Consider the following 25,859-nt stretch of genomic DNA (forward strand, 5'->3'; position numbering starts at 1 on the left):
CTGTGAGGCGTTGAGCTAACCAATACTAATTGCCCGTGAGGCTTGACCATATAACACCCAAGCAATCTGCACAAAGACAGCAGATTGCGGTGTGTGAAGACGCATGAAGACGAAAGTTTGCGAACACACAAGCTGTACCTTGATCACATACCCGATTTGCTGAAGCGTTCGAGAGAACGAGTCAGTACCCGAATTTCTTGACGACCATAGAGCGTTGGAACCACCTGATCCCATCCCGAACTCAGCAGTGAAACGATGCATCGCCGATGGTAGTGTGGGGTTTCCCCATGTGAGAGTAGGTCATCGTCAAGATTAAATTCCAAAACCCCATTTGCGAAAGCAGATGGGGTTTTGTTTTTGTGCGCGAAAAAATTGGTATCCATCTTTCCCAGGATAACTAGCGCATGAGAGCTGCTCGGCTCCGGTCTGAGTATTGGCACTGGCTCTTGCGTAGGTCGGTTGTATCGCTATCATGCGCCTCTTACTACCAGGCGGTTTCACTCATGCATACCTTGCTAAAGCTACTTGAAGACGGGGCGTTTCACTCTGGCGAGGACCTGGGGCTTGCGCTGGGCGTCAGTCGGAGCGCGGTCTGGAAGAAGCTGCAGCAGCTGCAGGCTGACATCGGCATTGAAATTTACAAGGTGCGCGGTCGTGGGTACCGTTTGGCTTCGCCGCTGTCCTTGCTGGACGATGAGGCGCTGCGTGGTGGGCACGCTGAGCTGGGTTGGGCGTGCAGCATCCACGAAACGATCGACTCGACGAATGCTGAAGCCATGCGAGTGGCGAATTCAGGCGCTGTTCTTCCATGCCTGGTTCTTGCAGAGCAGCAGACGGCGGGCCGCGGCAGGCGTGGCCGTCATTGGATAAGTCCTTTTGCTGAAAATCTCTACTACAGCCTCGCGCTGCGTATGGATGGAGGGACGCGTCGGCTCGACGGTCTTAGCCTTGTCGTAGGGCTTGCAGTAGTAGATACCCTGCGACAGCTCGGTATTCGTGACGCGGGGTTGAAATGGCCTAACGACATTCTGGTTGGCGGCAAGAAAGTCGCGGGAGTGCTGCTCGAGGTAACTGGCGATCCCGCCAATGTATGCCATGTAGTGATTGGTATTGGGATCAATATCAACATGCGTGAATCCAGTGACGTCGACCAGGCCTGGACTTCATTGGGCCTCGAGCTGGGACATCTCCAGGACCGGAACAACGTTGCCTGCGCCCTCAGTCGAAATCTCAGCGCCTATCTTGCTGGGCATCAAGAAAAGGGTTTTGCAGCCTACCGGAGAGATTGGGAAGACAAGCACTTATGGCAAGGCCTCGGGGTTGCTCTTACCGCAGGTGCGACGATCACTCAAGGCGTTGTTATGGGGGTTGGTGATGATGGAGCGTTACGCCTTGAGGTTGGCGGGCGTGAGGAGCATTTCAGCGGCGGGGAAGTGAGTCTCAGGCTCAAGGGTGATTAGGGTTCAAATCGCAGTCAGTAGGTAGGCATGCATCCGGATGCGTATCGTTTATGAGGTGGGTATGCCTTGGACGTTGTTGTTAGTACTGATGTTGAACGGTCTTTATTTTGTATGGCATCAGCAGGATGCGCCGCTACGCCCTAAAGAGGTTGAGCCGCTGCTAACTCATCGAGCATATGGCCAGGATATTCGGTTACTAAGCGAGTCAGGATTGGGTGGTGGTAATGCGCACACCACTGCAGATCAAGAGAAATGCCTCTACGTTGGAGGTAGCACCAAGCAGGCTGAGGCGGCGCTTCTCGAGCAGCGCCTTGTTGCTTTGGATATAGATGCTCGCTTTGGGAAACGCCTGGACCTGCAACGCGGCGGTTACTGGGTGAAAATTGCGCCTGCTAGCCGGCGGCTGATCAGCGAGACGTTGATCGCCGAGCTCCGTAGGGATTTCCCCACGCTAAAAAATGAAATAATGTCGTGTGAAGGCATTGCAACCGCAGAATAGTTTGAATAGAATGGCGCCCGCTTCGCAGTGCAGATCAATTGATAAGTACTGGTGTTGCGAGAGTCAATGCTTGTAACCTCAAGTTTTTATTGAGAAAAAGATTGACAGAAGGGTGGCATGATATAGAATGCTGCCTCGCTTAGGAGGGGTTCCCGAGCGGCCAAAGGGATCAGACTGTAAATCTGACGTCTACGACTTCGAAGGTTCGAATCCTTCCCCCTCCACCAAATTTTGAGCGTAAGCAGCAAAGCTCGGCGGGTATAGTTTAGTGGTAGAACCTCAGCCTTCCAAGCTGATGATGCGGGTTCGATTCCCGCTACCCGCTCCAAGTTTTTCTGGTTGTGCGATGTGTTTTGCTCTTGTAGCTCAGTTGGTAGAGCACACCCTTGGTAAGGGTGAGGTCAGCGGTTCAAATCCGCTCAAGAGCTCCATTACTAAGGCAGATATGCAAGTATCTGCCTTTGTTTTAGGCGCTACGAATTCCAAGTTTTTCAAGGGCTTGGTGAGGTAGTGCTGCAGCGGGTCGATTTGCGCAGTGCGTACTTTTCGAGTTGCTGTTGAAATCTTCCTGTCAGGTCCGCATAATGTTCGGCCTGATTTTGCTTTTAGGTCAGTAGCTCAATTGGCAGAGCGACGGTCTCCAAAACCGTAGGTTGGGGGTTCGATTCCCTCCTGACCTGCCAGATTCTCTAAAGTATCTGGCTTTCTTTTCACAGGATTTTAGTAGATGAATCCAAAGGCTGAAGCCCAAGACTCCCGTTTTGATCTCGTGAAGTGGCTTGTAGTAGTGCTTCTGGTGGTCGTGGGTGTCGTTGGAAATCAATACTATTCCGCGCAACCAATCCTGTATCGCGTTCTTGCCCTGCTTGTTATCGCCGCTGTGGCAGCCTATGTGGCTCTGCAGACTGGGAAGGGTAAGGCTTTCTTTGTTTTGGCCAAGGAAGCTCGCGCTGAGATTCGTAAAGTCGTGTGGCCTACGCGTCAAGAGACTACTCAGACCACTCTGATTGTGGTTGCGGTCGTTCTTGTCATGGCGCTGCTGTTGTGGGGTTTAGATTCCCTGCTCGGCTGGCTTGTTTCCTTGATTGTCGGCTAAGGGTGTCCCGTGGCTAAGCGTTGGTACGTAGTGCATGCCTACTCGGGTTACGAGAAGCATGTCATGCGCTCTCTTGTTGAGCGTGTAAAGCTTGCAGGCATGGAAGATGGCTTCGGCGAAATTCTGGTCCCTACTGAAGAAGTAGTAGAGATGCGTAACGGCCAGAAGCGCAAAAGCGAGCGCAAATTCTTCCCTGGCTATGTGCTTGTCCAGATGGACATGAACGAGGGTACTTGGCACCTGGTCAAGGATACTCCTCGTGTCATGGGGTTCATCGGTGGCACGGCGGACAAGCCTGCGCCTATTACCGATAAAGAAGCTGAGGCTATCCTGCGTCGCGTTGCTGACGGCAGCGACAAGCCGAAGCCAAAAACTCTGTTTGAGCCGGGCGAAGTCGTCCGTGTTACAGACGGTCCGTTCGCTGATTTCAACGGTACTGTCGAAGAAGTCAACTACGAGAAGAGCCGGATCCAAGTGGCGGTGCTCATTTTCGGACGCTCCACCCCGGTGGAGCTAGAGTTCAGTCAGGTCGAAAAGGCGTAACTGAGCTCAGAATCCCATACCCCGCAGCCCTGGGCTGTGGGGTTTTTTCGTCACCGGGATAAACGCGCAAGTAACCGGGGAGCCTTTCGAGGCGCTAGAACCCGTAATTGGAGTGCCTCATGGCCAAGAAGATTACCGCTTACATCAAGCTTCAAGTGAAAGCCGCTCAGGCTAACCCTAGCCCGCCTGTAGGTCCTGCACTGGGTCAGCACGGCGTGAACATCATGGAATTCTGCAAGGCGTTCAACGCCCGTACTCAGGGTATTGAGCCAGGTCTGCCGACTCCTGTGATCATCACTGTTTACAGTGACCGCAGCTTCACCTTTGAAACCAAAAGCACCCCGGCTTCGGTACTGCTGAAAAAAGCAGCTGGCCTGACCAGCGGCTCGGCTCGTCCGAACACCGTAAAAGTTGGCACCGTAACCCGTGCTCAGCTTGAAGAAATCGCCAAGGCAAAAAATGCCGACTTGACCGCTGCTGATATGGACGCCGCCGTGCGCACCATCGCCGGTTCCGCTCGTAGCATGGGCCTTAACGTGGAGGGTGTGTAATGGCTAAGCTGACTAAGCGCCAAAAGGCTATCGCTTCCAAGGTTGAAGCTGGCAAATCGTACAACTTCAACGAAGCCGCTGCTCTGCTGGCTGAGTTGTCGACAGTGAAGTTCAGCGAGTCTGTAGACGTTGCTGTGAACCTCGGTGTTGATCCTCGTAAATCCGACCAGGTCGTACGTAGCGCTACCGTGCTGCCACACGGCACTGGCAAGACCGTTCGTGTAGCGGTATTTACTCAGGGTCCAGCTGCTGAAGCTGCTCTGGCTGCCGGCGCTGATCGCGTTGGTATGGACGACCTGGCTGCTGAAATGAAGGGCGGCGATCTGAACTATGACGTCGTTATTGCTTCCCCGGATGCAATGCGTGTTGTTGGTCAGTTGGGTCAGATCCTGGGTCCACGCGGCCTGATGCCTAACCCTAAGGTCGGTACTGTTACTCCAGACGTAGCCACTGCCGTTAAAAACGCCAAGGCTGGTCAGGTTCGTTATCGCACCGACAAAAACGGCATTATCCACACTTCCGTTGGCAAGGTCGGCTTCGAAGCAGACAAGCTGCGTGAGAACGTTGAGGCGCTGATCGCTGATCTGAAGCGTATCAAGCCGGCTTCGTCGAAAGGTATCTACGTCAAGCGCGTAACACTGAGCACCACTATGGGCCCAGGCTTGGTCATCGACCAAGGTTCGTTGGACGCGTAAGACTGGCATGGCGCGGGTAACCGCGCCGTTGCGAAAATTGGGGTCCCTGCCTGGCGGGGGCTATCCAAGACCGTAGGCGGCGAAAGCCTTAAACCTCAAGCCTACGCAGATGGTGCTCCCGGTTCCTTACCGAATCAGACACCAAAACGACATCCGGCCTAGGTCAGATGAAACGGTAACAAGCAGGAGTTAAACCCGTGGCAATTAAACTCGAAGACAAGAAGGCCATCGTCGCTGAAGTCAACGAGGCTGCCAAAAACGCTCTGTCTGCTGTTGTGGCTGATGCCCGCGGTGTGACAGTAGGCGCGATGACCGGACTCCGTAAAGAGGCTCGTGAAGCTGGCGTATACGTGCGTGTTGTGCGTAACACCCTGCTCAAGCGCGCCGTTGCTGATACTGAATACAGTGTCCTCAACGATGTGTTCACCGGCCCGACCTTGATCGCTTTCTCAAATGAACATCCCGGCGCTGCTGCCCGTTTGTTCAAAGAGTTTGCTAAAGGTCAGGATAAGTTCGAGATCAAGGCAGCTGCGTTCGAGGGCAAGTTCCTCGCAGCTAATCAGATCGACGTACTGGCAACACTGCCGACCCGCAACGAAGCGATTTCGCAGCTGATGAGCGTGATTCAAGGCGCTACCAGCAAGCTCGCTCGTACTCTGGCGGCCATTCGCGAACAGAAAGAAGCCGCTGCAGCTTAAGGGCTGGCACTTCCTCTCGCGTATTTTTGTTTATTTCGATGGTCGCGTAGGCCGTCCCCCAATTCAGGAATTAGAGTCATGTCTATCTCTCAAGACGATATCCTCAACGCCGTAGCTGAAATGTCCGTTCTGCAGGTTGTAGAGCTGATCAAAGCATTCGAAGAAAAATTCGGTGTTAGCGCTGCTGCTGCTTCTGCTGGCCCAGCTGCTGCTGCCGCCGTTGTTGAAGAGCAAACTGAATTCAACGTCATGCTGCTGGAAGCTGGCGAGAAGAAAGTTAACGTCATTAAAGCAGTTCGTGAGCTGACCGGTCTGGGCCTGAAAGAAGCCAAGGCAGTCGTTGACGGCGCACCAGCAATGGTCCTGGAAGCAGTAGCTAAAGACGCTGCTGACAAAGCCAAGGCTACTCTGGAAGAAGCAGGCGCTAAAGTCGAGCTGAAGTAAGCATCGACTTTGCGTTTCCAGCCCAAGCGTTAAGCGAAAGGCTGATGGCTGGTGGCTTCTGCCACCGGCCTTTTTCCGTTGTTGGCAGCTGATTCGGTTAGCGCTGATTACGTGATCTACCCACCTCGAACGGTGGCGCGAACCATGGGGTTCGCAAGATTTTTCTGGCTGCTCCCGTCGGGAGGAGCCAAACAAGCAGGTGACCAAGCTGGGGAACGCTGATGGCTTACTCATATACTGAGAAAAAACGTATCCGCAAGGACTTTAGCAAGTTGCCGGACGTCATGGATGTGCCTTACCTCCTGGCCATCCAGCTGGATTCGTATCGTGAATTCTTGCAAGCGGGAGCGACTAAAGATCAGTTCCGCGACGTGGGCCTGCATGCGGCCTTCAAATCTGTTTTCCCGATCATCAGCTACTCCGGCAATGCTGCTTTGGAGTATGTGGGTTATCGTCTGGGCGAACCGGCTTTTGATGTCAAGGAATGCGTGCTGCGCGGTGTGACATACGCCGTACCTTTGCGGGTAAAAGTACGTCTGATCATTTTCGACAAAGAATCGTCGAATAAAGCGATCAAGGACATCAAAGAGCAAGAAGTCTACATGGGTGAAATCCCCCTGATGACTGAGAACGGTACCTTCGTTATCAACGGTACCGAACGAGTGATCGTTTCCCAGCTGCACCGTTCCCCGGGCGTGTTCTTTGACCACGACCGCGGCAAGACGCACAGTTCTGGGAAGCTGTTGTACTCGGCTCGTATCATTCCTTACCGTGGTTCGTGGCTGGACTTCGAATTCGATCCGAAAGACTGTGTCTTCGTACGTATCGACCGTCGCCGCAAACTCCCTGCATCGGTTCTGCTCCGTGCGCTGGGTTACACCACGGAAGAAGTGCTGGATGCCTTCTACACCACCAACGTATTCCACGTTCAGGGCGAGAATCTGAATCTGGAGTTGGTGCCTCAGCGCCTGCGTGGCGAAATTGCCGTTCTGGATATTCTGGACGACAAGGGCAAGGTGATTGTTGAGCAAGGCCGTCGTATCACGGCTCGCCACATCAACCAGCTCGAAAAAGCGAACATCAAGACCCTTGAAGTTCCGCTCGATTACGTCATCGGCCGCACCAGCGCCAAAGCGATTGTGCATCCTGCGACCGGTGAAATCATTGCCGAGTGCAATACCGAGCTGAACACCGAGATCCTGGCAAAAATTGCCAAGGCTCAGGTTGTTCGTATCGAGACGCTGTACACGAACGATATCGACTGCGGTCCGTTCATATCCGACACCCTGAAGATCGACTCGACTGGCAATCAGCTTGAGGCCCTGGTCGAAATCTATCGGATGATGCGTCCCGGTGAGCCGCCTACCAAGGATGCTGCCGAGACCTTGTTCAACAACCTGTTCTTCAGTCCAGAGCGCTACGATCTGTCGGCTGTAGGTCGGATGAAGTTCAACCGCCGTATCGGTCGTACTGAAATCGAAGGTTCGGGCGTTCTGCATAAAGACGACATCGTTGCTGTGCTGAAGACCCTGGTCGACATCCGCAATGGTAAAGGCATCGTCGATGACATCGACCACCTCGGTAACCGTCGCGTTCGTTGCGTAGGCGAGATGGCCGAGAACCAGTTCCGCGTAGGTCTGGTACGTGTTGAGCGTGCGGTCAAAGAGCGTCTGTCGATGGCGGAAAGCGAAGGCCTGATGCCTCAGGACCTCATCAACGCCAAGCCTGTTGCGGCGGCGGTGAAAGAGTTCTTCGGTTCCAGCCAGCTTTCCCAGTTCATGGACCAGAACAACCCGCTGTCCGAGATCACTCACAAGCGTCGCGTCTCTGCACTCGGCCCTGGTGGTCTGACGCGTGAGCGTGCTGGCTTTGAAGTTCGTGACGTACACCCGACTCACTACGGTCGTGTATGCCCGATTGAAACGCCTGAAGGTCCGAACATCGGTCTGATCAACTCCTTGGCTGCTTATGCGCGCACCAACCAGTACGGCTTCCTCGAGAGCCCGTATCGTGTGGTTAAAGACGCTCTGGTAACTGACGAAATCGTTTTCCTCTCGGCTATTGAGGAAGCGGATCACGTTATTGCCCAGGCTTCTGCGGCAATGAACGACAAGAAGATCCTGATCGACGAGCTGGTTGCTGTTCGTCACTTGAACGAGTTCACCGTCAAGGCGCCGGAAGACGTCACCCTGATGGATGTTTCGCCGAAGCAAGTTGTATCGGTTGCAGCATCGCTGATCCCGTTCCTTGAGCACGACGACGCCAACCGTGCGTTGATGGGTTCGAACATGCAGCGTCAGGCTGTACCAACCCTGCGCGCTGACAAGCCGCTGGTCGGTACCGGCATGGAGCGCAACGTTGCTCGCGACTCCGGCGTTTGCGTCGTGGCCCGTCGTGGCGGCGTGATCGACTCAGTAGACGCCAGCCGCATCGTGGTTCGTGTTGCAGATGACGAAGTTGAGACAGGCGAAGCCGGTGTCGACATCTACAACCTGACCAAATACACGCGTTCGAATCAGAACACCTGCATCAACCAGCGTCCGCTGGTGAGCAAGGGTGATCGCGTTCAGCGCAGCGACATCATGGCTGACGGGCCGTCCACCGACATGGGTGAGCTGGCGCTGGGCCAGAACATGCGCATCGCGTTCATGGCGTGGAACGGCTTCAACTTCGAAGACTCCATCTGCCTGTCCGAGCGTGTTGTTCAGGAAGACCGCTTCACCACGATCCACATTCAGGAACTGACCTGTGTGGCGCGTGATACCAAGCTCGGGCCTGAAGAGATCACTGCTGACATCCCTAACGTGGGTGAAGCGGCACTGAACAAGCTGGACGAAGCCGGTATCGTTTATGTTGGCGCGGAAGTAGGCGCTGGCGACATTCTGGTAGGTAAGGTCACTCCGAAAGGCGAGACCCAACTCACTCCGGAAGAGAAGCTGCTGCGCGCAATCTTCGGTGAAAAAGCGAGCGACGTTAAAGACACATCCCTGCGCGTACCTACCGGTACCAAAGGCACTGTCATTGATGTCCAGGTCTTCACTCGTGACGGCGTTGAGCGCGATGCCCGTGCTCTGTCCATCGAGAAAAGTCAGCTCGACGAGATCCGCAAGGACTTGAACGAAGAGTTCCGCATTGTTGAAGGCGCAACCTTCGAGCGTCTGCGTTCTGCGCTGGTGGGTCGTACAGCTGAAGGTGGTGCCGGCCTGAAAAAAGGGCAGGAAATCACCAACGAAGTTTTGGACGGTCTGGAACACGGTCAGTGGTTCAAGCTGCGCATGGTCGAAGATGCGCTGAACGAGCAGCTCGAGAAAGCTCAGGCGTACATCGTTGATCGCCGCCGTCTGCTGGACGACAAGTTCGAAGACAAGAAGCGCAAGCTGCAGCAGGGCGATGACCTTGCTCCAGGCGTGCTGAAGATCGTCAAGGTCTACCTTGCGATCCGCCGCCGCATCCAGCCGGGCGACAAGATGGCCGGTCGTCACGGTAACAAAGGTGTGGTCTCCGTGATCATGCCGGTTGAAGACATGCCGCACGATGCCAACGGTACGCCGGTAGATATCGTCCTCAACCCGTTGGGTGTACCTTCGCGTATGAACGTTGGTCAGATTCTCGAAACCCACCTGGGCCTCGCGGCTAAAGGGTTGGGCGAGAAGATCAACCGGATGCTCGAAGAGCAGCGTAAAGTTGTTGAGCTGCGCAAGTTTCTGAACGAGATCTACAACGAGATTGGCGGCCGTCAAGAAAATCTTGATGACCTGTCTGATCAGGAAATTCTGGATCTGGCGAAGAACCTGCGTGGCGGCGTTCCAATGGCTACCCCGGTATTCGACGGGGCCAAGGAATCCGAAATCAAGGCAATGCTCCGCTTGGCGGACATGCCGGACAGTGGCCAGATGCAGCTGTTCGACGGCCGTACCGGTAACAAGTTTGAGCGTCCGGTCACCGTTGGCTACATGTACATGCTGAAGCTGAACCACTTGGTGGACGACAAGATGCACGCGCGTTCCACTGGTTCGTACAGCCTGGTCACCCAGCAGCCGCTGGGTGGTAAGGCTCAGTTCGGTGGTCAGCGTTTCGGGGAGATGGAAGTCTGGGCGCTGGAAGCATATGGCGCGGCGTACACTCTGCAAGAAATGCTCACAGTGAAGTCGGACGACGTGAACGGCCGTACCAAGATGTACAAGAACATCGTGGACGGCGATCACCGTATGGAGCCGGGCATGCCCGAGTCCTTCAACGTGTTGATCAAAGAAATCCGTTCGCTCGGTATCGATATCGATCTGGAAACCGAATAACACGTGACGCGAATCGAGGGTGGGTCTGTATGACTGCCCTCTGCTCCGCCAGGAGGAAAGGCCTTGAAAGACCTACTGAATTTGCTGAAAAACCAGGGTCAAGTCGAAGAGTTCGACGCCATCCGTATCGGATTGGCATCGCCTGAGATGATCCGTTCGTGGTCGTTCGGTGAAGTTAAAAAGCCGGAAACCATCAACTACCGTACGTTCAAACCAGAGCGTGACGGCCTGTTCTGCGCCAAGATCTTTGGCCCGGTCAAGGATTACGAGTGCCTGTGCGGTAAGTACAAGCGCTTGAAGCATCGTGGCGTCATCTGCGAGAAGTGTGGCGTTGAAGTCGCACTGGCCAAGGTCCGTCGTGAGCGCATGGCTCACATCGAACTGGCATCGCCGGTAGCTCACATCTGGTTCCTGAAGTCGCTGCCGTCCCGTATCGGCTTGCTGATGGACATGACCCTGCGTGATATCGAACGCGTTCTCTACTTCGAGAGCTATGTCGTTATCGATCCGGGCATGACCACGCTCGAAAAAGGGCAACTGCTGAACGACGAGCAGTACTTCGAAGCCCTCGAAGAGTTCGGTGATGACTTCGACGCCCGCATGGGTGCCGAGGCTGTCCGCGAGCTGCTGCACGCTATTGATCTGGAACACGAGATTGGCCGTCTGCGCGAAGAGATTCCGCAAACCAACTCCGAGACTAAAATCAAGAAGCTGTCCAAGCGTCTGAAGTTGATGGAAGCCTTCCAGGGTTCCGGCAACCTTCCAGAGTGGATGGTGTTGACCGTTCTGCCGGTTCTGCCGCCAGACCTGCGTCCACTGGTTCCACTGGATGGTGGTCGTTTCGCGACCTCTGACCTCAACGATCTCTATCGTCGGGTGATCAACCGTAACAACCGTTTGAAGCGCCTGCTTGATCTGTCTGCTCCTGACATCATCGTGCGTAACGAAAAGCGCATGCTGCAGGAAGCTGTCGATGCGCTGCTCGATAACGGTCGTCGCGGTCGTGCCATCACTGGTTCGAACAAGCGTCCTCTGAAGTCCCTGGCTGACATGATCAAGGGTAAGCAGGGCCGTTTCCGTCAGAACTTGCTCGGTAAGCGTGTTGACTACTCTGGCCGTTCGGTAATTACCGTAGGTCCGACCCTGCGTCTGCACCAGTGCGGTCTGCCGAAGAAGATGGCACTGGAGCTGTTCAAGCCGTTCATTTTCGGCAAGCTCGAAATGCGTGGTCTCGCAACCACCATCAAAGCTGCCAAGAAAATGGTTGAGCGCGAGCTGCCAGAAGTCTGGGACGTTCTCGCCGAAGTGATTCGCGAACACCCAGTGCTTCTGAACCGTGCGCCGACGCTTCACCGTCTGGGCATTCAGGCGTTTGAGCCGGTTCTCATCGAAGGTAAAGCGATCCAGCTGCACCCGCTGGTCTGTGCGGCATACAACGCCGACTTCGACGGTGACCAGATGGCCGTTCACGTGCCGCTGACGCTGGAAGCTCAGCTCGAAGCCCGTGCGCTGATGATGTCGACTAACAACATTCTGTCCCCAGCTAACGGTGAACCAATCATCGTTCCTTCGCAGGACGTTGTATTGGGTCTGTACTACATGACCCGTGAAGCGATCAACGCCAAAGGCGAAGGTCGTGTGTTCGCGGATCTGCAGGAAGTTGACCGTGTGTTCCGTGCCGGCGAAGCCGCACTGCATGCGAAAGTAAAAGTGCGCATTAACGAAACGGTCAATGATCGTGACGGTGGCAGCGTCAAGAACACTCGTATCGTCGACACAACCGTTGGCCGTGCGTTGCTGTTCCAGGTGGTTCCGGCCGGCCTGTCCTATGACGTCGTCAACCAGCCGATGAAGAAGAAGGCGATCTCCAAGCTGATCAACCAGTGCTATCGCGTGGTTGGCCTGAAAGAAACCGTTATCTTCGCCGACCAGTTGATGTACACCGGTTTCGCCTATTCGACGATCTCGGGTGTTTCCATCGGCGTTAACGACTTCGTTATCCCTGATGAAAAAGCTCGGATCATCGACGCCGCAACCGATGAAGTGAAAGAGATCGAAAGTCAGTACGCCTCCGGCCTGGTTACCCAGGGCGAGAAGTACAACAAGGTGATCGACCTCTGGTCCAAGGCCAACGACGAAGTCTCGAAAGCGATGATGTCGAACCTGTCGAAAGAGAAGGTTGTCGACCGTCACGGTGAGACCGTTGACCAGGAATCCTTCAACTCGATGTACATGATGGCCGACTCTGGTGCGCGGGGTTCCGCTGCACAGATTCGTCAGCTGGCAGGTATGCGTGGTCTGATGGCCAAGCCGGATGGCTCGATCATCGAGACGCCGATCACTGCGAACTTCCGTGAAGGTCTGAGCGTACTTCAGTACTTCATCTCGACTCACGGTGCTCGTAAGGGTCTTGTGGATACCGCGTTGAAAACCGCGAACTCCGGTTACCTGACTCGCCGTCTGGTGGACGTGGCTCAGGATCTGGTCGTTACCGAGGTTGACTGCGGTACCGAGCACGGTCTGGTAATGACGCCGCACATTGAAGGCGGTGACGTTGTCGAGCCGTTGGGCGAACGCGTACTGGGTCGAGTTATCGCCCGTGACGTATTCAAGCCTGGCACTGAAGATGTGATCGTTCCAGGCGGCACGCTGGTTGACGAGAAGTGGGTCGAATTCATCGAGCTGAACAGCATCGACGAAGTGATCGTACGTTCTCCGATCAGCTGTGAAACGCGTTTCGGTATCTGCGCCAAGTGCTACGGCCGTGATCTGGCTCGCGGCCACCAGGTGAACATCGGTGAAGCTGTCGGCGTTATCGCTGCGCAGTCGATCGGTGAGCCGGGTACCCAGCTGACTATGCGTACATTCCACATCGGTGGTGCCGCAAGTCGTACTTCTGCTGCGGACAGTGTTCAGGTCAAGAACGGCGGTATCGTTCGTCTCCATAACCTGAAGCACGTTGAGCGTCTTGACGGTCACCTGGTTGCGGTTTCGCGTTCTGGTGAGCTGGCAATTGCCGACGAATTCGGGCGTGAGCGCGAGCGTTACAAGCTGCCTTACGGCGCTGTGATTCTGGTGAAGGAAGGTGACAAGGTCGACGCTGGGTCCATCGTGGCCAAGTGGGATCCGCACACTCACCCAATCGTCACAGAGATGAAAGGTACCGTGACCTACGTGGGCATGGAGGAAGGTATTACGATCAAGCGCCAGACCGACGAATTGACCGGTTTGACCAACATCGAAGTACTGGATGCCAAAGATCGTCCTGCAGCAGGTAAAGACATTCGTCCTGCGGTCAAGATGGTTGGTGTTGATGGTAAGGATCTGCTGCTGCCTGGTACCGATGTACCTGCTCAGTATTTCCTACCGGCAAACGCCCTCGTTGGTGTTGCGGATGGTGTGCAAGTGGGTGTTGGTGACGTTATCGCCCGTATCCCGCAAGAAACCTCCAAGACACGTGACATCACCGGTGGTCTGCCACGCGTTGCCGACCTGTTCGAAGCGCGTCGCCCTAAAGAGGCATCGATCCTGGCTGAAGTCAGCGGTACGATTGCGTTTGGTAAAGAGACCAAGGGCAAGCGCCGTCTGGTTATCACACCAAACGATGGTACCGATCCGTACGAAGAGCTGATTCCTAAGTGGCGTCACCTGAACGTCTTCGAAGGTGAGCAGGTCAGCCGTGGTGAGGTTATCTCCGACGGTCCTAGCGATCCGCACGATATCCTGCGTCTGCTGGGTGTCAGCGCGCTGGCGAAATACATCGTCAACGAGATCCAGGATGTTTACCGCCTGCAAGGCGTGAAGATCAACGACAAGCACATCGAGACGATCCTTCGTCAGATGCTGCGTAAAGTCGAGATCGCTGAGTCGGGCGACTCCAGCTTCATCAAGGGCGACCAGATGGAGTTGACGCACGTACTGGTTGAAAACGAGCGCTTGGCAGCTGACGAGAAATTTGTTTCCAAATTCACTCGTGTGTTGCTGGGTATCACCAAGGCCTCGCTGTCCACCGAATCGTTCATCTCGGCGGCCTCCTTCCAGGAGACCACCCGCGTACTGACCGAAGCGGCGGTTACCGGCAAGCGCGATTACCTGCGCGGCCTGAAGGAAAACGTAGTCGTGGGTCGTTTGATCCCTGCGGGTACCGGTCTTGCATATCACAGCGAGCGCAAGCGTCGCCGTGAAGCTGACAAGCCGATGCGCGTAAGTGCGAGCGAAGTTGAAGCCGCGCTGACCGAAGCGTTGAACTCAAGCAGTAATTGAGAGTAGGGCCCCGATTTTCACGATCATTGGTCTAACCCGGTTTCGAGGGGTTGCCAGTGGTTGTGGACATCGGGGCTTTGCCTTGACTGGGGGCAGGATCCTCTTTAGACTCTTGTACCCCTAAATCTGGCGGGACGTATGTCCTGCCATTTTGCTTTTCTTGTAAGACAATAGCGTCGCAAGACAACAGTGGAGCTAGTAGATGGCAACTATCAACCAGCTGGTACGTCAGCCGCGTAAGCGTATCGTCGAGAAATCCGACGTGCCTGCGCTGCAGAACTGCCCGCAGCGTCGTGGTGTGTGCACTCGCGTGTACACAACTACGCCGAAAAAACCTAACTCGGCATTGCGTAAAGTTTGCCGTGTGCGTCTGACCAACGGTTTCGAGGTTTCCTCGTACATCGGTGGTGAAGGCCACAACCTGCAAGAGCACAGCGTCGTACTGATTCGTGGCGGCCGTGTAAAAGACTTGCCAGGTGTTCGTTACCACACCGTTCGCGGTTCGTTGGATACTTCCGGTGTCAAGGGTCGTAACCAGGGTCGTTCGAAGTACGGTACCAAGAAGCCTAAGTAGTAGCGGCTTTTTGTAAAAACTGAATCATCTTATTTTCTGAGTCGATAAGAGTAAGGTCGGAAGCGCCAGTAGGTGCTGATTCCGAGCGAACCTGAAGACCGTTTGAGGGCTTATCCATGCCAAGAAGACGCGTAGCAGCCAAGCGCGAAGTGCTTGACGATCCAAAATACGGCAGCCAGATCCTGGCCAAGTTCATGAACCACGTTATGGAAAGCGGTAAGAAAGCCGTTGCCGAGCGTATCGTTTATGGCGCGCTGGAAAAGGTTAAAGAACGCAAGAACTCCGATCCCCTGGAAATCTTCGAGAAAGCTCTCGACGCCATCGCTCCGCTGGTCGAAGTGAAGTCGCGCCGTGTAGGCGGTGCTACTTACCAGGTTCCGGTCGAAGTTCGTCCGTCCCGTCGTAATGCTCTGGCAATGCGTTGGCTGGTAGACTTCGCGCGCAAGCGCGGTGAGAAGTCTATGGCTCTGCGTTTGGCTGGCGAATTGTTGGACGCCGCCGAAGGTAAAGGTGCTGCGGTCAAGAAGCGTGAAGACGTGCACCGTATGGCTGAAGCCAACAAAGCTTTCTCGCACTACCGCTTCTAATTTCAGCGTCACTAATTTTGCGAGGGCTTTATGGCTCGTACTACACCGATCAACCGTTACCGTAACATTGGTATCGTTGCTCACGTGGATGCTGGTAAAACCACCACCACCGAGCGCGTCCTTTTTTACACCGGTAAAAGCCACAAGATGGGCGAGGTGCATGACGGCGCCGCGACCACCGACTGGATGGTTCAGGAGCAGGAGCGTGGTATTACCATTACTTCTGCTGCTATTACTGCCTTTTGGCAGGGTTCCGAGAAGCAACACAAAGACCAGTATCGCTTCAACGTGATTGACACCCCGGGCCACGTAGACTTCACCATTGAAGTTGAGCGTTCCCTGCGTGTACTCGACGGCGCGGTCGTAGTTTTCTGTGGTACTTCCGGCGTAGAGCCGCAGTCGGAAACCGTATGGCGTCAGGCCAACAAGTACGGTGTCCCACGTCTTGTGTACGTAAACAAGATGGACCGTGCGGGTGCAGACTTCCTGCGCGTAATCGGTCAGATCAAGCAGCGTCTGGGCCACACTCCGGTGCCTATCCAGCTGGCTATCGGTTCCGAAGACAACTTCCAGGGTCAGATCGATCTGATGTCCATGGAAGCGGTCTATTGGAACGATTCCGACAAGGGCATGGTCCCTGTTCGCAAGCCTATCCCTGCTGAACTGCAGGAAATGGCTGACGAATGGCGCGGCAACATGGTTGAGGCTGCGGCCGAAGCCAGCGAAGAGCTGATGAACAAATACCTCGAGGGTGAAGAACTCACCAACGCGGAAATCAAGGATGCTCTGCGTCAGCGTACTATTGCTGGCGAAATCGTCCTGGCTGTTTGCGGTTCTTCCTTCAAGAACAAGGGTGTTCCCCTGGTTCTGGACGCCGTGATCGACTATCTGCCGGCACCAGTTGATATTCCTGCCATCAAGGGTACAGACCCTGATGACGAGACCATCAATCTGGAGCGTCACGCAGACGACAACGAGCCGTTCTCGGCTCTGGCGTTCAAGATCGCTACCGACCCATTCGTGGGCACCCTGACCTTCGTCCGTGTTTACTCGGGCGTGTTGGCATCCGGCGACGGTGTGATCAACTCGGTCAAGGGCAAGAAAGAGCGCGTGGGCCGTATGGTGCAAATGCACGCAAACGCTCGCGAAGAGATCAAGGAGGTACGCGCTGGTGACATCGCGGCCTTGATCGGCATGAAGGACGTCACCACTGGTGAAACCTTGTGCAACGCTGACAAGCCAATCATCCTGGTTCGGATGGACTTCCCGGAGCCGGTTATTTCGGTTGCCGTAGAGCCTAAAACCAAGGATGACCAGGAAAAAATGGGTATCGCACTGGGCAAACTTGCTCAGGAAGACCCGTCTTTCCGCGTCAAAACTGATGAAGAGACTGGTCAAACGATCATCTCTGGCATGGGCGAGCTGCACCTGGACATCCTGGTTGACCGGATGCGCCGTGAGTTCAACGTCGAAGCCAACATCGGTAAGCCTCAGGTTTCGTATCGTGAGCGCATCACGAAGAACTGTGAAATCGAAGGCAAGTTCGTTCGCCAGTCCGGCGGTCGTGGTCAGTTCGGCCACTGCTGGATCCGTTTTGCACCCGCTGACGAAGGTCAGGAAGGTCTGCAATTCGTGAACGAAGTAGTGGGTGGTGTGGTTCCTAAGGAATACATCCCGGCTATCCAGAAGGGCATCGAAGAGCAGATGAAGAACGGCGTTGTTGCCGGCTATCCGCTGATCGGCCTGAAGGCTACCGTGTTTGATGGTTCTTACCACGACGTCGACTCGAACGAGATGGCGTTTAAGGTGGCTGCTTCCATGGCGACCAAGCAACTGGCCCAAAAGGGCGGCGGTGAGTTGCTTGAGCCGATCATGGCTGTAGAGGTTGTTACGCCTGAAGACTATATGGGTGACGTGATGGGCGACCTTAACCGTCGTCGCGGCATGATCCTGGGTATGGAAGATACGGTCTCCGGCAAGGTAATTCGTGCCGAGGTCCCGTTGGGTGAGATGTTCGGTTATGCGACCGACGTTCGCTCCATGTCCCAAGGTCGCGCAAGCTACTCTATGGAATTCAAAAAATACAATACAGCTCCGTCGCACATCGTCGAAACTGTAACCAAAAAACAAGGCTGATTCAGCGCCTTTAGGCTAGGAGTTATTTGTCGTGGCTAAAGAAAAATTTGATCGTTCCCTTCCGCACGTCAACGTTGGCACCATCGGTCACGTTGACCATGGTAAAACCACGCTGACCGCTGCTCTGACTCGCGTCTGCTCCGAAGTTTTCGGTTCGGCTCGTGTTGACTTCGACAAGATCGACAGCGCACCAGAAGAGAAGGCTCGCGGTATCACCATCAACACTGCTCACGTTGAGTACAACTCGTCTGTACGTCACTACGCGCACGTTGACTGCCCGGGTCACGCTGACTACGTGAAGAACATGATCACCGGTGCTGCCCAGATGGACGGCGCTATCCTGGTTTGTTCGGCTGCTGACGGTCCGATGCCACAGACTCGTGAGCACATCCTGCTGTCCCGTCAGGTAGGCGTTCCGTACATCGTGGTCTTCCTGAACAAGGCTGACCTGGTAGACGACGCTGAGCTGCTGGAGCTGGTTGAGATGGAAGTGCGCGATCTGCTGAGCACTTACGACTTCCCGGGCGACGACACTCCAATCATCATCGGCTCTGCCCGTATGGCGTTGGAAGGTAAAGACGACAACGAGATGGGTACCACTGCCGTCAAGAAGTTGGTTGAAACTCTGGACAGCTACATTCCTCAGCCAGAGCGTGCTGTCGACAAGCCGTTCCTGATGCCAATCGAAGACGTATTCTCGATCTCCGGTCGCGGTACTGTTGTGACTGGTCGTGTAGAGCGCGGTATCGTCAAGGTTCAAGATCCACTGGAAATCGTTGGTCTGCGTGACACCACCGTCACCACCTGCACCGGTGTTGAAATGTTCCGTAAGCTGCTCGACGAAGGCCGTGCTGGCGAGAACTGCGGCGTTCTGTTGCGCGGCACCAAGCGTGACGACGTTGAGCGTGGCCAAGTCCTGGTAAAGCCAGGTACTGTCAAGCCGCACACTCAGTTCGAAGCTGAAATCTACGTTCTGAGCAAGGAAGAAGGCGGCCGTCACACTCCGTTCTTCAAAGGCTACCGTCCACAGTTCTACTTCCGTACTACCGACGTAACTGGTAGCTGCGAACTGCCGGAAGGCGTTGAGATGGTTATGCCAGGTGATAACGTGAAAGTTTCCGTTACCCTGATCAAGCCAATCGCAATGGAAGATGGTCTGCGTTTCGCTATCCGTGAAGGCGGTCGTACCGTCGGCGCTGGCGTCGTAGCCAAAATCATCGCGTAAGCGATGATCTTCAAAAAGAGCCTCCGCTTGCGGGGGCTTTTTTATTGGGTTGACACCCTGTTAGCTCGTCTATAGAATTGCGCCTCCTTTAAACGGGCGTATTGCGCTCGGTGGGAAGTAGCCTGGAGTCTGAAATCCAATGCAAAATCAGCAAATCCGTATCAGGTTGAAGGCTTTTGACCATCGCCTGATCGACCAATCCACCCAGGAAATCGTGGAAACCGCGAAACGTACTGGTGCTCAAGTGCGTGGTCCGATTCCACTCCCTACCCGTAAAGAGCGGTTCACTGTTCTGGTTTCTCCGCACGTCAACAAAGACGCGCGCGACCAGTACGAGATCCGCACTCATAAGCGTGTTCTGGACATCGTCCAGCCAACGGATAAAACCGTTGACGCGCTGATGAAGCTTGATCTTGCGGCAGGTGTGGAAGTACAGATCAGCCTCGGCTAAGACTCGGGTCTTAGTCGTGTAACGCTCTGAAATGGGCGGCCATAGCGGGTGAAAGCCCCGTACACTCATGAGGTTTACAACATGACTATTGGTGTAGTCGGTCGTAAATGCGGTATGACCCGTATTTTCACCGAAGAAGGTGTCTCCATTCCGGTTACGGTCATTGAGATCGAGCCGAATCGCGTCACCCAGTTCAAAACCGAAGAAGTCGATGGCTATCGTGCAGTGCAAGTCACTGTCGGCGTGCGTCGTGCTTCCCGTGTGACTGCTGCTCAGGCAGGTCACTTCGCTAAAGCGAACGTTGCCGCAGGTCGTACCGTCCTGGAATTCCGTCTTGAAGAAGGCGAATACAAGGCTGGCGATCTGATCAATGCAGAAATCTTTGCTGCTGGCCAGATGGTAGATGTTACCGGTCAGTCCAAAGGTAAAGGCTTCCAAGGTACTATCAAGCGCCACAATTTCCGTGGCCAAGATAATACTCACGGTAACTCCGTGTCCCACCGCGTCCCGGGCTCTATCGGCCAGTGCCAGACTCCTGGTCGTGTATTCAAGGGCAAAAAAATGTCCGGTCATATGGGCGCTGAGCGCGTGACCGTGCAGTCCCTGGAAGTAGTGCGCGTGGACGCTGAACGCAATCTGTTGTTGGTCAAGGGTGCTGTTCCTGGCGCTACTGGCGGCAATGTGGTTGTACGTCCAGCAGCCAAGGCTCGCGGTTAAGGGGAAGCTGACATGCAATTAAATGTAAATGACGCCCAAGCGATCGAAGTTTCCGAACTGACATTTGGCGGCGAATTCAACGAGACGCTGGTTCACCAGGCAGTCGTGGCCTATATGGCTGGCGGTCGTCAGGGTAGCAAGCAGCAAAAGACCCGTTCTGACGTATCCGGTGGCGGTAAGCGCCCTTGGCGTCAAAAGGGTACTGGCCGTGCTCGTGCCGGTACTATCCGTAGCCCGATCTGGCGCGGCGGCGGTACCACTTTCGCAGCACGTCCTCAGGATCACTCTCAGAAGCTCAACAAGAAGATGTATCGCGCAGCACTGCGCTCCATTCTTGCTGAACTGGTTCGTACTGATCGTCTGGTCGTGGTTCAGGATTTCGCTGTTGAATCGCCGAAAACCAAAGATCTGCTGGGCAAACTGAACGACATGAGCCTGACCGACGTTTTGATCGTGTCGGACGCTGTTGATCAGAACCTGTACCTGGCTGCTCGCAACCTGCCGCACGTTGATGTGCGTGATGTTCAAGGTTCCGATCCAGTTAGTCTGATCGCATACGACAAAGTGTTGATCACTGTGTCGGCCGTGAAGAAATTCGAGGAGCTGCTGGGATGAACCAGGAACGCGTATTTAAAGTTCTGCTTGGCCCGCACGTTTCCGAGAAGGCTACGGTTCTGGCAGACAAAAAAGGTCAGTTCGTTTTCAAGGTTGCTACTGATGCAACCAAGCTGGAAATCAAGAAGGCCGTCGAAAGCCTGTTCAGCGTGAAAGTAGAGCGTGTCACTACCCTGAATGTTATGGGTAAGACCAAGCGCACTGCTCGCGGTCTGGGCAAGCGTAATGACTGGAAGAAGGCAGTTATCTCCCTTCAGCCAGGCCAAGATCTCGATTTCAGCAGCAGTGCTGAGTAAGGAAGGGGTGCATCATGGCAATCGTTAAATGCAAACCGACTTCCCCTGGCCGCCGTTTTGTGGTCAAGGTGGTCAACCAGGAGCTGCATAAAGGCGCTCCTCACGCACCGCTGCTCGAGAAAAAATCGAAGACTGGTGGTCGTAACAACAATGGCCGCATCACTACTCGTCACATCGGTGGTGGTCATAAGCAGCATTATCGTCTGGTCGATTTCCGTCGCAACGACAAGGATGGCATCTCTGCCACCGTCGAGCGCATTGAATACGATCCAAACCGTACTGCTCACATCGCACTGCTGCTGTACGCAGACGGCGAGCGTCGTTACATCATCGCGCCTAAAGGCGTGAGTGCTGGCGACCAGCTGATCGCAGGCGCCTTGGCTCCAATCAAGCCAGGTAACGCTTTGCAGCTGCGCAACATTCCAGTGGGTTCTACCGTTCACGGCATCGAGTTGAAGCCGGGCAAAGGTGCTCAGATCGCTCGTTCCGCTGGTGCATCTGCACAGTTGATCGCTCGTGAAGGTGTCTACGTGACTCTGCGTCTCCGCTCCGGTGAGATGCGTAAAGTTCTGGCTGAATGCCGCGCGACTCTGGGTGAGGTCTCGAACTCCGAGCACAGCCTGCGTTCGCTGGGTAAAGCTGGTGCCAAACGCTGGCGTGGCGTTCGCCCAACCGTTCGTGGTGTTGCCATGAACCCGGTTGACCACCCACATGGTGGTGGTGAAGGTCGTACCTCTGGTGGTCGTCATCCGGTATCGCCGTGGGGCTTCCCGACTAAGGGCGCGAAGACTCGTGGTAATAAGCGTACCGACAAAATGATCGTCCGTCGTCGCAAGTAAATAGAGGGATACGACAGTGCCACGTTCTCTGAAAAAAGGTCCTTTTATTGATCTTCACCTACTGAAGAAGATCGAAGTGGCGGCGGAAAAGAACGATCGCAAACCAGTTAAGACCTGGTCGCGCCGTTCTATGATCCTGCCACAAATGGTCGGTTTGACCATTGCTGTGCATAACGGTCGTCAGCATGTTCCTGTTCTCGTGAACGAAGACATGGTCGGCCACAAACTAGGCGAGTTTGCCGGTACCCGCACTTATCGTGGGCACGTGGCAGACAAGAAAGCCAAGCGTTAAGGGGTAAGGAACGATGGAAGTAGCCGCTAAGTTGTCGGGCGCTCGAATCTCCGCCCAGAAAGCCCGCTTGGTCGCCGACCAGATCCGCGGGAAGAAGGTGGGCGAAGCGCTCAACCTGTTGGCTTTCAGCAGTAAGAAAGCCGCCGAGATCATGAAGAAAGTGCTGGAGTCGGCCGTAGCCAACGCCGAGCATAACGAAGGCGCAGACGTTGATGACCTTAAGGTCTCCACCGTTTTCGTCAACGAAGGGCGTTCGTTGAAGCGCATCATGCCACGTGCCAAAGGCCGTGCTGATCGCATCGTCAAGCGGTCTTGCCATATCACTGTCAAGGTTGCTGACAAGTAACGGAGTCGAAGAAATGGGTCAGAAAGTACATCCCATTGGCATTCGCCTGGGAATCGTCAAGGAGCACACCTCCGTCTGGTACGCAGACGGTCGGACTTATGCGGACTACTTGTTCGCTGATCTGAAGGTGCGAGAGTATCTCCAAGACAAACTAAAAAGCGCGTCCGTAAGCCGTATCGATATCCATCGTCCGGCGCAGACTGCACGCATCACCATCCACACCGCTCGTCCAGGTATCGTTATCGGGAAGAAAGGTGAAGATGTTGAGAAGCTGCGTCAGGACCTGACCAAGCAAATGGGTGTGCCTGTGCACATCAATATCGAAGAGATCCGTAAGCCGGAGCTCGACGGTATGCTGGTTGCGCAGAGCGTAGCTCAGCAGCTGGAGCGTCGCGTAATGTTCCGTCGCGCTATGAAGCGCGCAGTGCAGAACGCCATGCGCATTGGTGCCAAAGGCATCAAAATCCAAGTGAGCGGTCGTCTCGGCGGTGCTGAAATTGCACGTACTGAATGGTATCGCGAAGGTCGTGTGCCTTTGCACACCCTGCGTGCCGACATCGACTATGCCAACTACGAAGCTCACACCACTTACGGTGTGATCGGTGTAAAGGTTTGGATCTTCAAAGGCGAAGTAATTGGTGGTCGCCAAGAAGAGCTGAAGCCGCAAGCACCAGCGCCTCGTAAAAAAGCTGCTAAGTAAGGGGTACGCCAAATGTTGCAACCTAAGCGTACGAAGTTCCGCAAGCAAATGACCGGCCACAACCGTGGTCTGGCATTGCGCGGTAGCAAAGTCAGCTTCGGCGAGTTCGCGCTGAAGTCTGTAGCTCGTGGTCGTCTCACCGCTCGTCAGATCGAGTCAGCGCGTCGTGCACTGACCCGTCACGTTAAACGTGGCGGCAAGATCTGGATCCGTGTATTCCCGGACAAGCCTGTCACCAAAAAGCCTCTCGAAGTTCGGATGGGTAAAGGTAAGGGTAACGTGGAGTACTGGGTTGCCCAGATTCAGCCAGGCAAAGTCCTGTATGAAATCGAGGGTGTTTCCGAAGAGTTGGCGCGTGAGGCTTTCGCCCTGGCTGCTGCAAAGCTGCCGCTCGCCACCTCCTTTGTTAAGCGGACGGTGATGTGATGAAAGCGAATGAACTTCGTGAAAAATCAGCACAGCAACTGAACGAGCAGCTGCTCGGCTTGCTGCGCGACCAGTTCAATCTGCGCATGCAGAAAGCAACTGGCCAGTTGGGGCAGTCTCACCTGCTCTCGCAAGTTAAGCGTGACATCGCTCGCGTGAAGACTGTGCTCAACCAGCAGGCAGGTAAGTAATCATGGCTGAAGCCGAAAAAACCGTCCGTACGCTGACTGGCCGTGTCGTCAGCGACAAGATGGACAAGACCATCACCGTACTGATCGAGCGTCGCGTCAAGCACCCAATCTACGGTAAATACGTTAAGCGTTCGACTAAGCTGCACGCGCACGACGAAACCAATCAGTGCCACATCGGCGACAAGGTCACTATTCGTGAAACTCGTCCGATGGCCAAGACAAAATCTTGGGCGCTGGTTGATGTTCTCGAACGCGCTGTGGAAGTCTAAGGGCTAGGGGTCGGAGAAATTATATGATTCAGACTCAATCCATGCTCGATGTGGCCGATAACAGCGGCGCACGCCGCGTTATGTGCATCAAGGTGCTTGGTGGCTCTCATCGTCGTTACGCTGGTATCGGTGACATCATCAAAGTTACCGTCAAGGAAGCAATTCCGCGCGGTAAGGTGAAAAAAGGCCAAGTGATGACTGCAGTAGTAGTCCGCACTCGCCACGGTGTTCGTCGCGCAGACGGCTCCATCATCCGCTTTGATGGCAACGCTGCTGTTCTGTTGAACAACAAGCAAGAGCCGATCGGCACCCGTATCTTTGGGCCAGTGACCCGTGAACTTCGTACTGAGAAGTTCATGAAGATCGTCTCGCTCGCCCCAGAAGTGCTGTAAGGAGATCCGACATGCAAAAGATTCGTCGTGACGACGAGATCATCGTGATCGCCGGCAAAGACAAAGGTAAGCGCGGTAAGGTGCTCAAGGTTCTCGCTGATGACCGTCTGGTCGTTGGTGGGATCAACCTGGTGAAGCGTCATACCAAGCCAAACCCGATGTCGGGCGTACAGGGCGGTATCGTCGAGAAAGAAGCGCCATTGCACGCTTCTAACGTCGCCATTTTCAACGGCGCAACCAACAAGGCTGACCGCGTTGGTTTCAAAGTTGAAGACGGCAAGAAAATTCGTGTCTTCAAGTCGACCCAAAAAGCGGTTGATGCTTGAACACTGCTAGGTAGAAGACCATGGCACGACTAAAAGAGATTTACTGGAAAGAAATCGCACCGAAACTTAAGGAAGAACTTAAGCTTTCGAACGTGATGGAAGTTCCACGCGTTACCAAGATCACGTTGAACATGGGTCTGGGCGAAGCGATCGGCGACAAGAAAGTCATCGAGCACGCTGTTGCAGACCTGGAAAAAATCACCGGCCAAAAAGTCGTTGTGACCTACGCTCGCAAATCTATCGCTGGCTTTAAAGTCCGTGAAGGTTGGCCGATCGGCGTCAAAGTGACTCTGCGCCGTGAGCGTATGTATGAATTCCTGGATCGTCTGCTGTCGATCTCCCTGCCTCGGGTTCGCGACTTCCGCGGCCTGAATGCCAAGTCCTTCGATGGTCGTGGTAACTACAGCATGGGCGTTAAAGAGCAGATCATTTTCCCGGAAATCGACTACGACAAGATCGATGCCCTGCGCGGTCTGGACATTACCCTGACCACCACTGCTCGTACGGACGAAGAAGGTCGCGCATTGCTGCGTGCTTTCAAGTTCCCGTTCCGCAACTGATTGGAGTAGGACCATGGCCAAGAAGAGCATGAAAAATCGTGAGCTGAAGCGTCAGCTCACCGTTGCCAAGTACGCTACCAAGCGTGCTGCGCTGAAAGCGATCATCGTGGATCTGAACGCAAGTCCAGAAGCACGTTGGGAAGCTACGGTCGCACTGCAGAAGCAACCACGTGATGCAAGCGCCTCGCGCATGCGTAACCGTTGCCGTCTGACAGGTCGTCCGCACGGCGTATACCGCAAGTTCGGCCTCGGCCGTAACATGCTGCGCCAAGCAGCAATGCGTGGCGACGTACCAGGTCTGGTTAAAGCCAGCTGGTAAGAAGTTATTCTCGCAGTGCGCCCATTGTGTTCACCTCGAACCGATGAGCGTAGA

At 54.8% G+C, this 25,859-nt stretch carries 29 protein-coding genes, 4 tRNA genes and 1 rRNA gene; all 34 read left to right on the forward strand.

Features of this window, described 5'->3' with window-relative positions; all coding sequences use genetic code 11:
• The first annotated feature begins 196 nt into the window (after positions 1-196).
• The 34 genes from rrf to rpsN all read left to right on the forward strand — a co-directional run bounded on the left by rrf (position 197) and on the right by rpsN (position 25,805).
• Positions 197-312 (forward strand): 5S ribosomal RNA (gene rrf, locus BMY98_RS18980).
• A gap of 191 nt (positions 313-503) precedes the next feature.
• Positions 504-1,460 (forward strand): bifunctional biotin--[acetyl-CoA-carboxylase] ligase/biotin operon repressor BirA, encoded by a 957-nt coding sequence (birA, locus tag BMY98_RS18985; protein ID WP_074891741.1) that lies wholly within the window; start codon positions 504-506, stop codon positions 1,458-1,460.
• Positions 1,461-1,521: 61 nt separating this feature from the next.
• A complete protein-coding gene (locus tag BMY98_RS18990) occupies positions 1,522-1,959 on the forward strand; it encodes a hypothetical protein (protein WP_074891817.1) in 438 nt (145 codons plus the stop codon).
• A 142-nt stretch (positions 1,960-2,101) separates the two neighbouring features.
• Positions 2,102-2,186, forward strand: a tRNA-Tyr gene (locus tag BMY98_RS18995).
• A 27-nt stretch (positions 2,187-2,213) separates the two neighbouring features.
• Positions 2,214-2,287 (forward strand) — tRNA-Gly (locus tag BMY98_RS19000).
• A gap of 27 nt (positions 2,288-2,314) precedes the next feature.
• Positions 2,315-2,390 (forward strand) — tRNA-Thr (locus BMY98_RS19005).
• Positions 2,391-2,566: 176 nt separating this feature from the next.
• Positions 2,567-2,642 (forward strand) — tRNA-Trp (locus BMY98_RS19010).
• A 44-nt stretch (positions 2,643-2,686) separates the two neighbouring features.
• Complete coding sequence (gene secE, locus BMY98_RS19015; RefSeq protein ID WP_037017694.1) at positions 2,687-3,055, forward strand: preprotein translocase subunit SecE; 369 nt, start codon at positions 2,687-2,689, stop codon at positions 3,053-3,055.
• Between the two features lie 9 nt (positions 3,056-3,064).
• Positions 3,065-3,598, forward strand: a complete 534-nt coding sequence (gene nusG, locus BMY98_RS19020) for a transcription termination/antitermination protein NusG (RefSeq protein WP_003317113.1) — start codon at positions 3,065-3,067, stop codon at positions 3,596-3,598.
• A gap of 119 nt (positions 3,599-3,717) precedes the next feature.
• A complete protein-coding gene (gene rplK, locus BMY98_RS19025; protein WP_037017696.1) occupies positions 3,718-4,149 on the forward strand; it encodes a 50S ribosomal protein L11 in 432 nt (143 codons plus the stop codon).
• Positions 4,149-4,844, forward strand: a complete 696-nt coding sequence (gene rplA / locus BMY98_RS19030) for a 50S ribosomal protein L1 (RefSeq protein WP_065988464.1) — start codon at positions 4,149-4,151, stop codon at positions 4,842-4,844. Before rplK ends, rplA begins: the two co-directional genes overlap by 1 nt.
• 197 nt (positions 4,845-5,041) lie before the next feature.
• Positions 5,042-5,542, forward strand: coding sequence for a 50S ribosomal protein L10 (gene rplJ, locus BMY98_RS19035; RefSeq protein WP_074891743.1), 501 nt, complete (start codon positions 5,042-5,044; stop codon positions 5,540-5,542).
• Positions 5,543-5,620: 78 nt separating this feature from the next.
• Positions 5,621-5,986, forward strand: a complete 366-nt coding sequence (gene rplL, locus BMY98_RS19040) for a 50S ribosomal protein L7/L12 (protein WP_019409897.1) — start codon at positions 5,621-5,623, stop codon at positions 5,984-5,986.
• A gap of 221 nt (positions 5,987-6,207) precedes the next feature.
• Positions 6,208-10,281 (forward strand): DNA-directed RNA polymerase subunit beta, encoded by a 4,074-nt coding sequence (gene rpoB / locus BMY98_RS19045; RefSeq protein ID WP_074891745.1) that lies wholly within the window; start codon positions 6,208-6,210, stop codon positions 10,279-10,281.
• Between the two features lie 63 nt (positions 10,282-10,344).
• Entirely contained in the window at positions 10,345-14,544 is a 4,200-nt protein-coding gene (rpoC, locus tag BMY98_RS19050) for a DNA-directed RNA polymerase subunit beta' (protein WP_074891747.1), read from the forward strand.
• A gap of 202 nt (positions 14,545-14,746) precedes the next feature.
• Positions 14,747-15,118 (forward strand): 30S ribosomal protein S12, encoded by a 372-nt coding sequence (rpsL, locus tag BMY98_RS19055; protein WP_002555494.1) that lies wholly within the window; start codon positions 14,747-14,749, stop codon positions 15,116-15,118.
• A gap of 116 nt (positions 15,119-15,234) precedes the next feature.
• Positions 15,235-15,705, forward strand: coding sequence for a 30S ribosomal protein S7 (gene rpsG, locus BMY98_RS19060; protein ID WP_002555493.1), 471 nt, complete (start codon positions 15,235-15,237; stop codon positions 15,703-15,705).
• Positions 15,706-15,735: 30 nt separating this feature from the next.
• Positions 15,736-17,841: an elongation factor G gene (fusA, locus tag BMY98_RS19065; RefSeq protein ID WP_074891749.1), complete on the forward strand. Its 2,106-nt coding sequence runs from the start codon at positions 15,736-15,738 to the stop codon at positions 17,839-17,841.
• A 31-nt stretch (positions 17,842-17,872) separates the two neighbouring features.
• Positions 17,873-19,066, forward strand: coding sequence for an elongation factor Tu (gene tuf / locus BMY98_RS19070; RefSeq protein ID WP_024646116.1), 1,194 nt, complete (start codon positions 17,873-17,875; stop codon positions 19,064-19,066).
• A gap of 139 nt (positions 19,067-19,205) precedes the next feature.
• Entirely contained in the window at positions 19,206-19,517 is a 312-nt protein-coding gene (gene rpsJ, locus BMY98_RS19075) for a 30S ribosomal protein S10 (protein ID WP_003186070.1), read from the forward strand.
• A gap of 81 nt (positions 19,518-19,598) precedes the next feature.
• A complete protein-coding gene (rplC, locus tag BMY98_RS19080; RefSeq protein WP_065988459.1) occupies positions 19,599-20,234 on the forward strand; it encodes a 50S ribosomal protein L3 in 636 nt (211 codons plus the stop codon).
• A 12-nt stretch (positions 20,235-20,246) separates the two neighbouring features.
• Complete coding sequence (gene rplD / locus BMY98_RS19085; protein ID WP_037017717.1) at positions 20,247-20,849, forward strand: 50S ribosomal protein L4; 603 nt, start codon at positions 20,247-20,249, stop codon at positions 20,847-20,849.
• Positions 20,846-21,145, forward strand: a complete 300-nt coding sequence (rplW, locus tag BMY98_RS19090) for a 50S ribosomal protein L23 (protein WP_065988457.1) — start codon at positions 20,846-20,848, stop codon at positions 21,143-21,145. Before rplD ends, rplW begins: the two co-directional genes overlap by 4 nt.
• A gap of 14 nt (positions 21,146-21,159) precedes the next feature.
• Positions 21,160-21,984: a 50S ribosomal protein L2 gene (rplB, locus tag BMY98_RS19095; protein WP_003176423.1), complete on the forward strand. Its 825-nt coding sequence runs from the start codon at positions 21,160-21,162 to the stop codon at positions 21,982-21,984.
• Positions 21,985-22,000: 16 nt separating this feature from the next.
• Positions 22,001-22,276: a 30S ribosomal protein S19 gene (rpsS, locus tag BMY98_RS19100; protein ID WP_002555486.1), complete on the forward strand. Its 276-nt coding sequence runs from the start codon at positions 22,001-22,003 to the stop codon at positions 22,274-22,276.
• Positions 22,277-22,289: 13 nt separating this feature from the next.
• Complete coding sequence (rplV, locus tag BMY98_RS19105) at positions 22,290-22,622, forward strand: 50S ribosomal protein L22 (RefSeq protein ID WP_003103908.1); 333 nt, start codon at positions 22,290-22,292, stop codon at positions 22,620-22,622.
• A 13-nt stretch (positions 22,623-22,635) separates the two neighbouring features.
• Complete coding sequence (gene rpsC / locus BMY98_RS19110) at positions 22,636-23,322, forward strand: 30S ribosomal protein S3 (protein ID WP_003176422.1); 687 nt, start codon at positions 22,636-22,638, stop codon at positions 23,320-23,322.
• A 12-nt stretch (positions 23,323-23,334) separates the two neighbouring features.
• Positions 23,335-23,748 carry a 50S ribosomal protein L16 gene (gene rplP / locus BMY98_RS19115; protein ID WP_003186052.1) on the forward strand — a complete coding sequence of 138 codons (414 nt, stop codon included), beginning with the start codon at positions 23,335-23,337 and terminating at the stop codon, positions 23,746-23,748.
• Positions 23,748-23,939 (forward strand): 50S ribosomal protein L29, encoded by a 192-nt coding sequence (gene rpmC, locus BMY98_RS19120; RefSeq protein WP_002555481.1) that lies wholly within the window; start codon positions 23,748-23,750, stop codon positions 23,937-23,939. Before rplP ends, rpmC begins: the two co-directional genes overlap by 1 nt.
• A 2-nt stretch (positions 23,940-23,941) precedes the next feature.
• On the forward strand, positions 23,942-24,208 hold the full coding sequence (gene rpsQ / locus BMY98_RS19125; protein ID WP_003194644.1) for a 30S ribosomal protein S17: 267 nt from the start codon (positions 23,942-23,944) through the stop codon (positions 24,206-24,208).
• 23 nt (positions 24,209-24,231) lie between these two features.
• A complete protein-coding gene (gene rplN / locus BMY98_RS19130) occupies positions 24,232-24,600 on the forward strand; it encodes a 50S ribosomal protein L14 (RefSeq protein WP_002555479.1) in 369 nt (122 codons plus the stop codon).
• Positions 24,601-24,611: 11 nt separating this feature from the next.
• Complete coding sequence (gene rplX / locus BMY98_RS19135; RefSeq protein WP_002555478.1) at positions 24,612-24,926, forward strand: 50S ribosomal protein L24; 315 nt, start codon at positions 24,612-24,614, stop codon at positions 24,924-24,926.
• Between the two features lie 20 nt (positions 24,927-24,946).
• Positions 24,947-25,486 carry a 50S ribosomal protein L5 gene (gene rplE / locus BMY98_RS19140; protein WP_037017720.1) on the forward strand — a complete coding sequence of 180 codons (540 nt, stop codon included), beginning with the start codon at positions 24,947-24,949 and terminating at the stop codon, positions 25,484-25,486.
• Positions 25,487-25,499: 13 nt separating this feature from the next.
• Positions 25,500-25,805: a 30S ribosomal protein S14 gene (gene rpsN / locus BMY98_RS19145; RefSeq protein WP_003186042.1), complete on the forward strand. Its 306-nt coding sequence runs from the start codon at positions 25,500-25,502 to the stop codon at positions 25,803-25,805.
• Positions 25,806-25,859: the final 54 nt, after the last annotated feature.

It is taken from the genome of Pseudomonas graminis, from assembly GCF_900111735.1.
Taxonomy (GTDB): Bacteria; Pseudomonadota; Gammaproteobacteria; order Pseudomonadales; family Pseudomonadaceae; genus Aquipseudomonas; species Aquipseudomonas graminis.

Excerpts from the sequence above, each read along its gene's own strand:
- rpsG (WP_002555493.1), top strand. The coding sequence starts at position 15,235 with ATGCCAAGAAGACGCGTAGCAGCCAAGCGCGAAGTGCTTGACGATCCA.
- rplE (WP_037017720.1), top strand. The coding sequence starts at position 24,947 with ATGGCACGACTAAAAGAGATTTACTGGAAAGAAATCGCACCGAAACTT.
- rplW (WP_065988457.1), top strand. The coding sequence starts at position 20,846 with ATGAACCAGGAACGCGTATTTAAAGTTCTGCTTGGCCCGCACGTTTCC.
- secE (WP_037017694.1), top strand. The coding sequence starts at position 2,687 with ATGAATCCAAAGGCTGAAGCCCAAGACTCCCGTTTTGATCTCGTGAAG.
- rpsC (WP_003176422.1), top strand. The coding sequence starts at position 22,636 with ATGGGTCAGAAAGTACATCCCATTGGCATTCGCCTGGGAATCGTCAAG.
- rpsQ (WP_003194644.1), top strand. The coding sequence starts at position 23,942 with ATGGCTGAAGCCGAAAAAACCGTCCGTACGCTGACTGGCCGTGTCGTC.
- BMY98_RS18990 (WP_074891817.1), top strand. The coding sequence starts at position 1,522 with ATGCCTTGGACGTTGTTGTTAGTACTGATGTTGAACGGTCTTTATTTT.
- fusA (WP_074891749.1), top strand. The coding sequence starts at position 15,736 with ATGGCTCGTACTACACCGATCAACCGTTACCGTAACATTGGTATCGTT.
- rplN (WP_002555479.1), top strand. The coding sequence starts at position 24,232 with ATGATTCAGACTCAATCCATGCTCGATGTGGCCGATAACAGCGGCGCA.
- rpsL (WP_002555494.1), top strand. The coding sequence starts at position 14,747 with ATGGCAACTATCAACCAGCTGGTACGTCAGCCGCGTAAGCGTATCGTC.
- rpoB (WP_074891745.1), top strand. The coding sequence starts at position 6,208 with ATGGCTTACTCATATACTGAGAAAAAACGTATCCGCAAGGACTTTAGC.
- rplA (WP_065988464.1), top strand. The coding sequence starts at position 4,149 with ATGGCTAAGCTGACTAAGCGCCAAAAGGCTATCGCTTCCAAGGTTGAA.
- rplP (WP_003186052.1), top strand. The coding sequence starts at position 23,335 with ATGTTGCAACCTAAGCGTACGAAGTTCCGCAAGCAAATGACCGGCCAC.
- rplK (WP_037017696.1), top strand. The coding sequence starts at position 3,718 with ATGGCCAAGAAGATTACCGCTTACATCAAGCTTCAAGTGAAAGCCGCT.
- rplL (WP_019409897.1), top strand. The coding sequence starts at position 5,621 with ATGTCTATCTCTCAAGACGATATCCTCAACGCCGTAGCTGAAATGTCC.
- rpmC (WP_002555481.1), top strand. The coding sequence starts at position 23,748 with ATGAAAGCGAATGAACTTCGTGAAAAATCAGCACAGCAACTGAACGAG.
- birA (WP_074891741.1), top strand. The coding sequence starts at position 504 with ATGCATACCTTGCTAAAGCTACTTGAAGACGGGGCGTTTCACTCTGGC.
- rpsJ (WP_003186070.1), top strand. The coding sequence starts at position 19,206 with ATGCAAAATCAGCAAATCCGTATCAGGTTGAAGGCTTTTGACCATCGC.
- rpsN (WP_003186042.1), top strand. The coding sequence starts at position 25,500 with ATGGCCAAGAAGAGCATGAAAAATCGTGAGCTGAAGCGTCAGCTCACC.
- rplV (WP_003103908.1), top strand. The coding sequence starts at position 22,290 with ATGGAAGTAGCCGCTAAGTTGTCGGGCGCTCGAATCTCCGCCCAGAAA.
- rplD (WP_037017717.1), top strand. The coding sequence starts at position 20,247 with ATGCAATTAAATGTAAATGACGCCCAAGCGATCGAAGTTTCCGAACTG.
- rplB (WP_003176423.1), top strand. The coding sequence starts at position 21,160 with ATGGCAATCGTTAAATGCAAACCGACTTCCCCTGGCCGCCGTTTTGTG.
- rplC (WP_065988459.1), top strand. The coding sequence starts at position 19,599 with ATGACTATTGGTGTAGTCGGTCGTAAATGCGGTATGACCCGTATTTTC.
- rplX (WP_002555478.1), top strand. The coding sequence starts at position 24,612 with ATGCAAAAGATTCGTCGTGACGACGAGATCATCGTGATCGCCGGCAAA.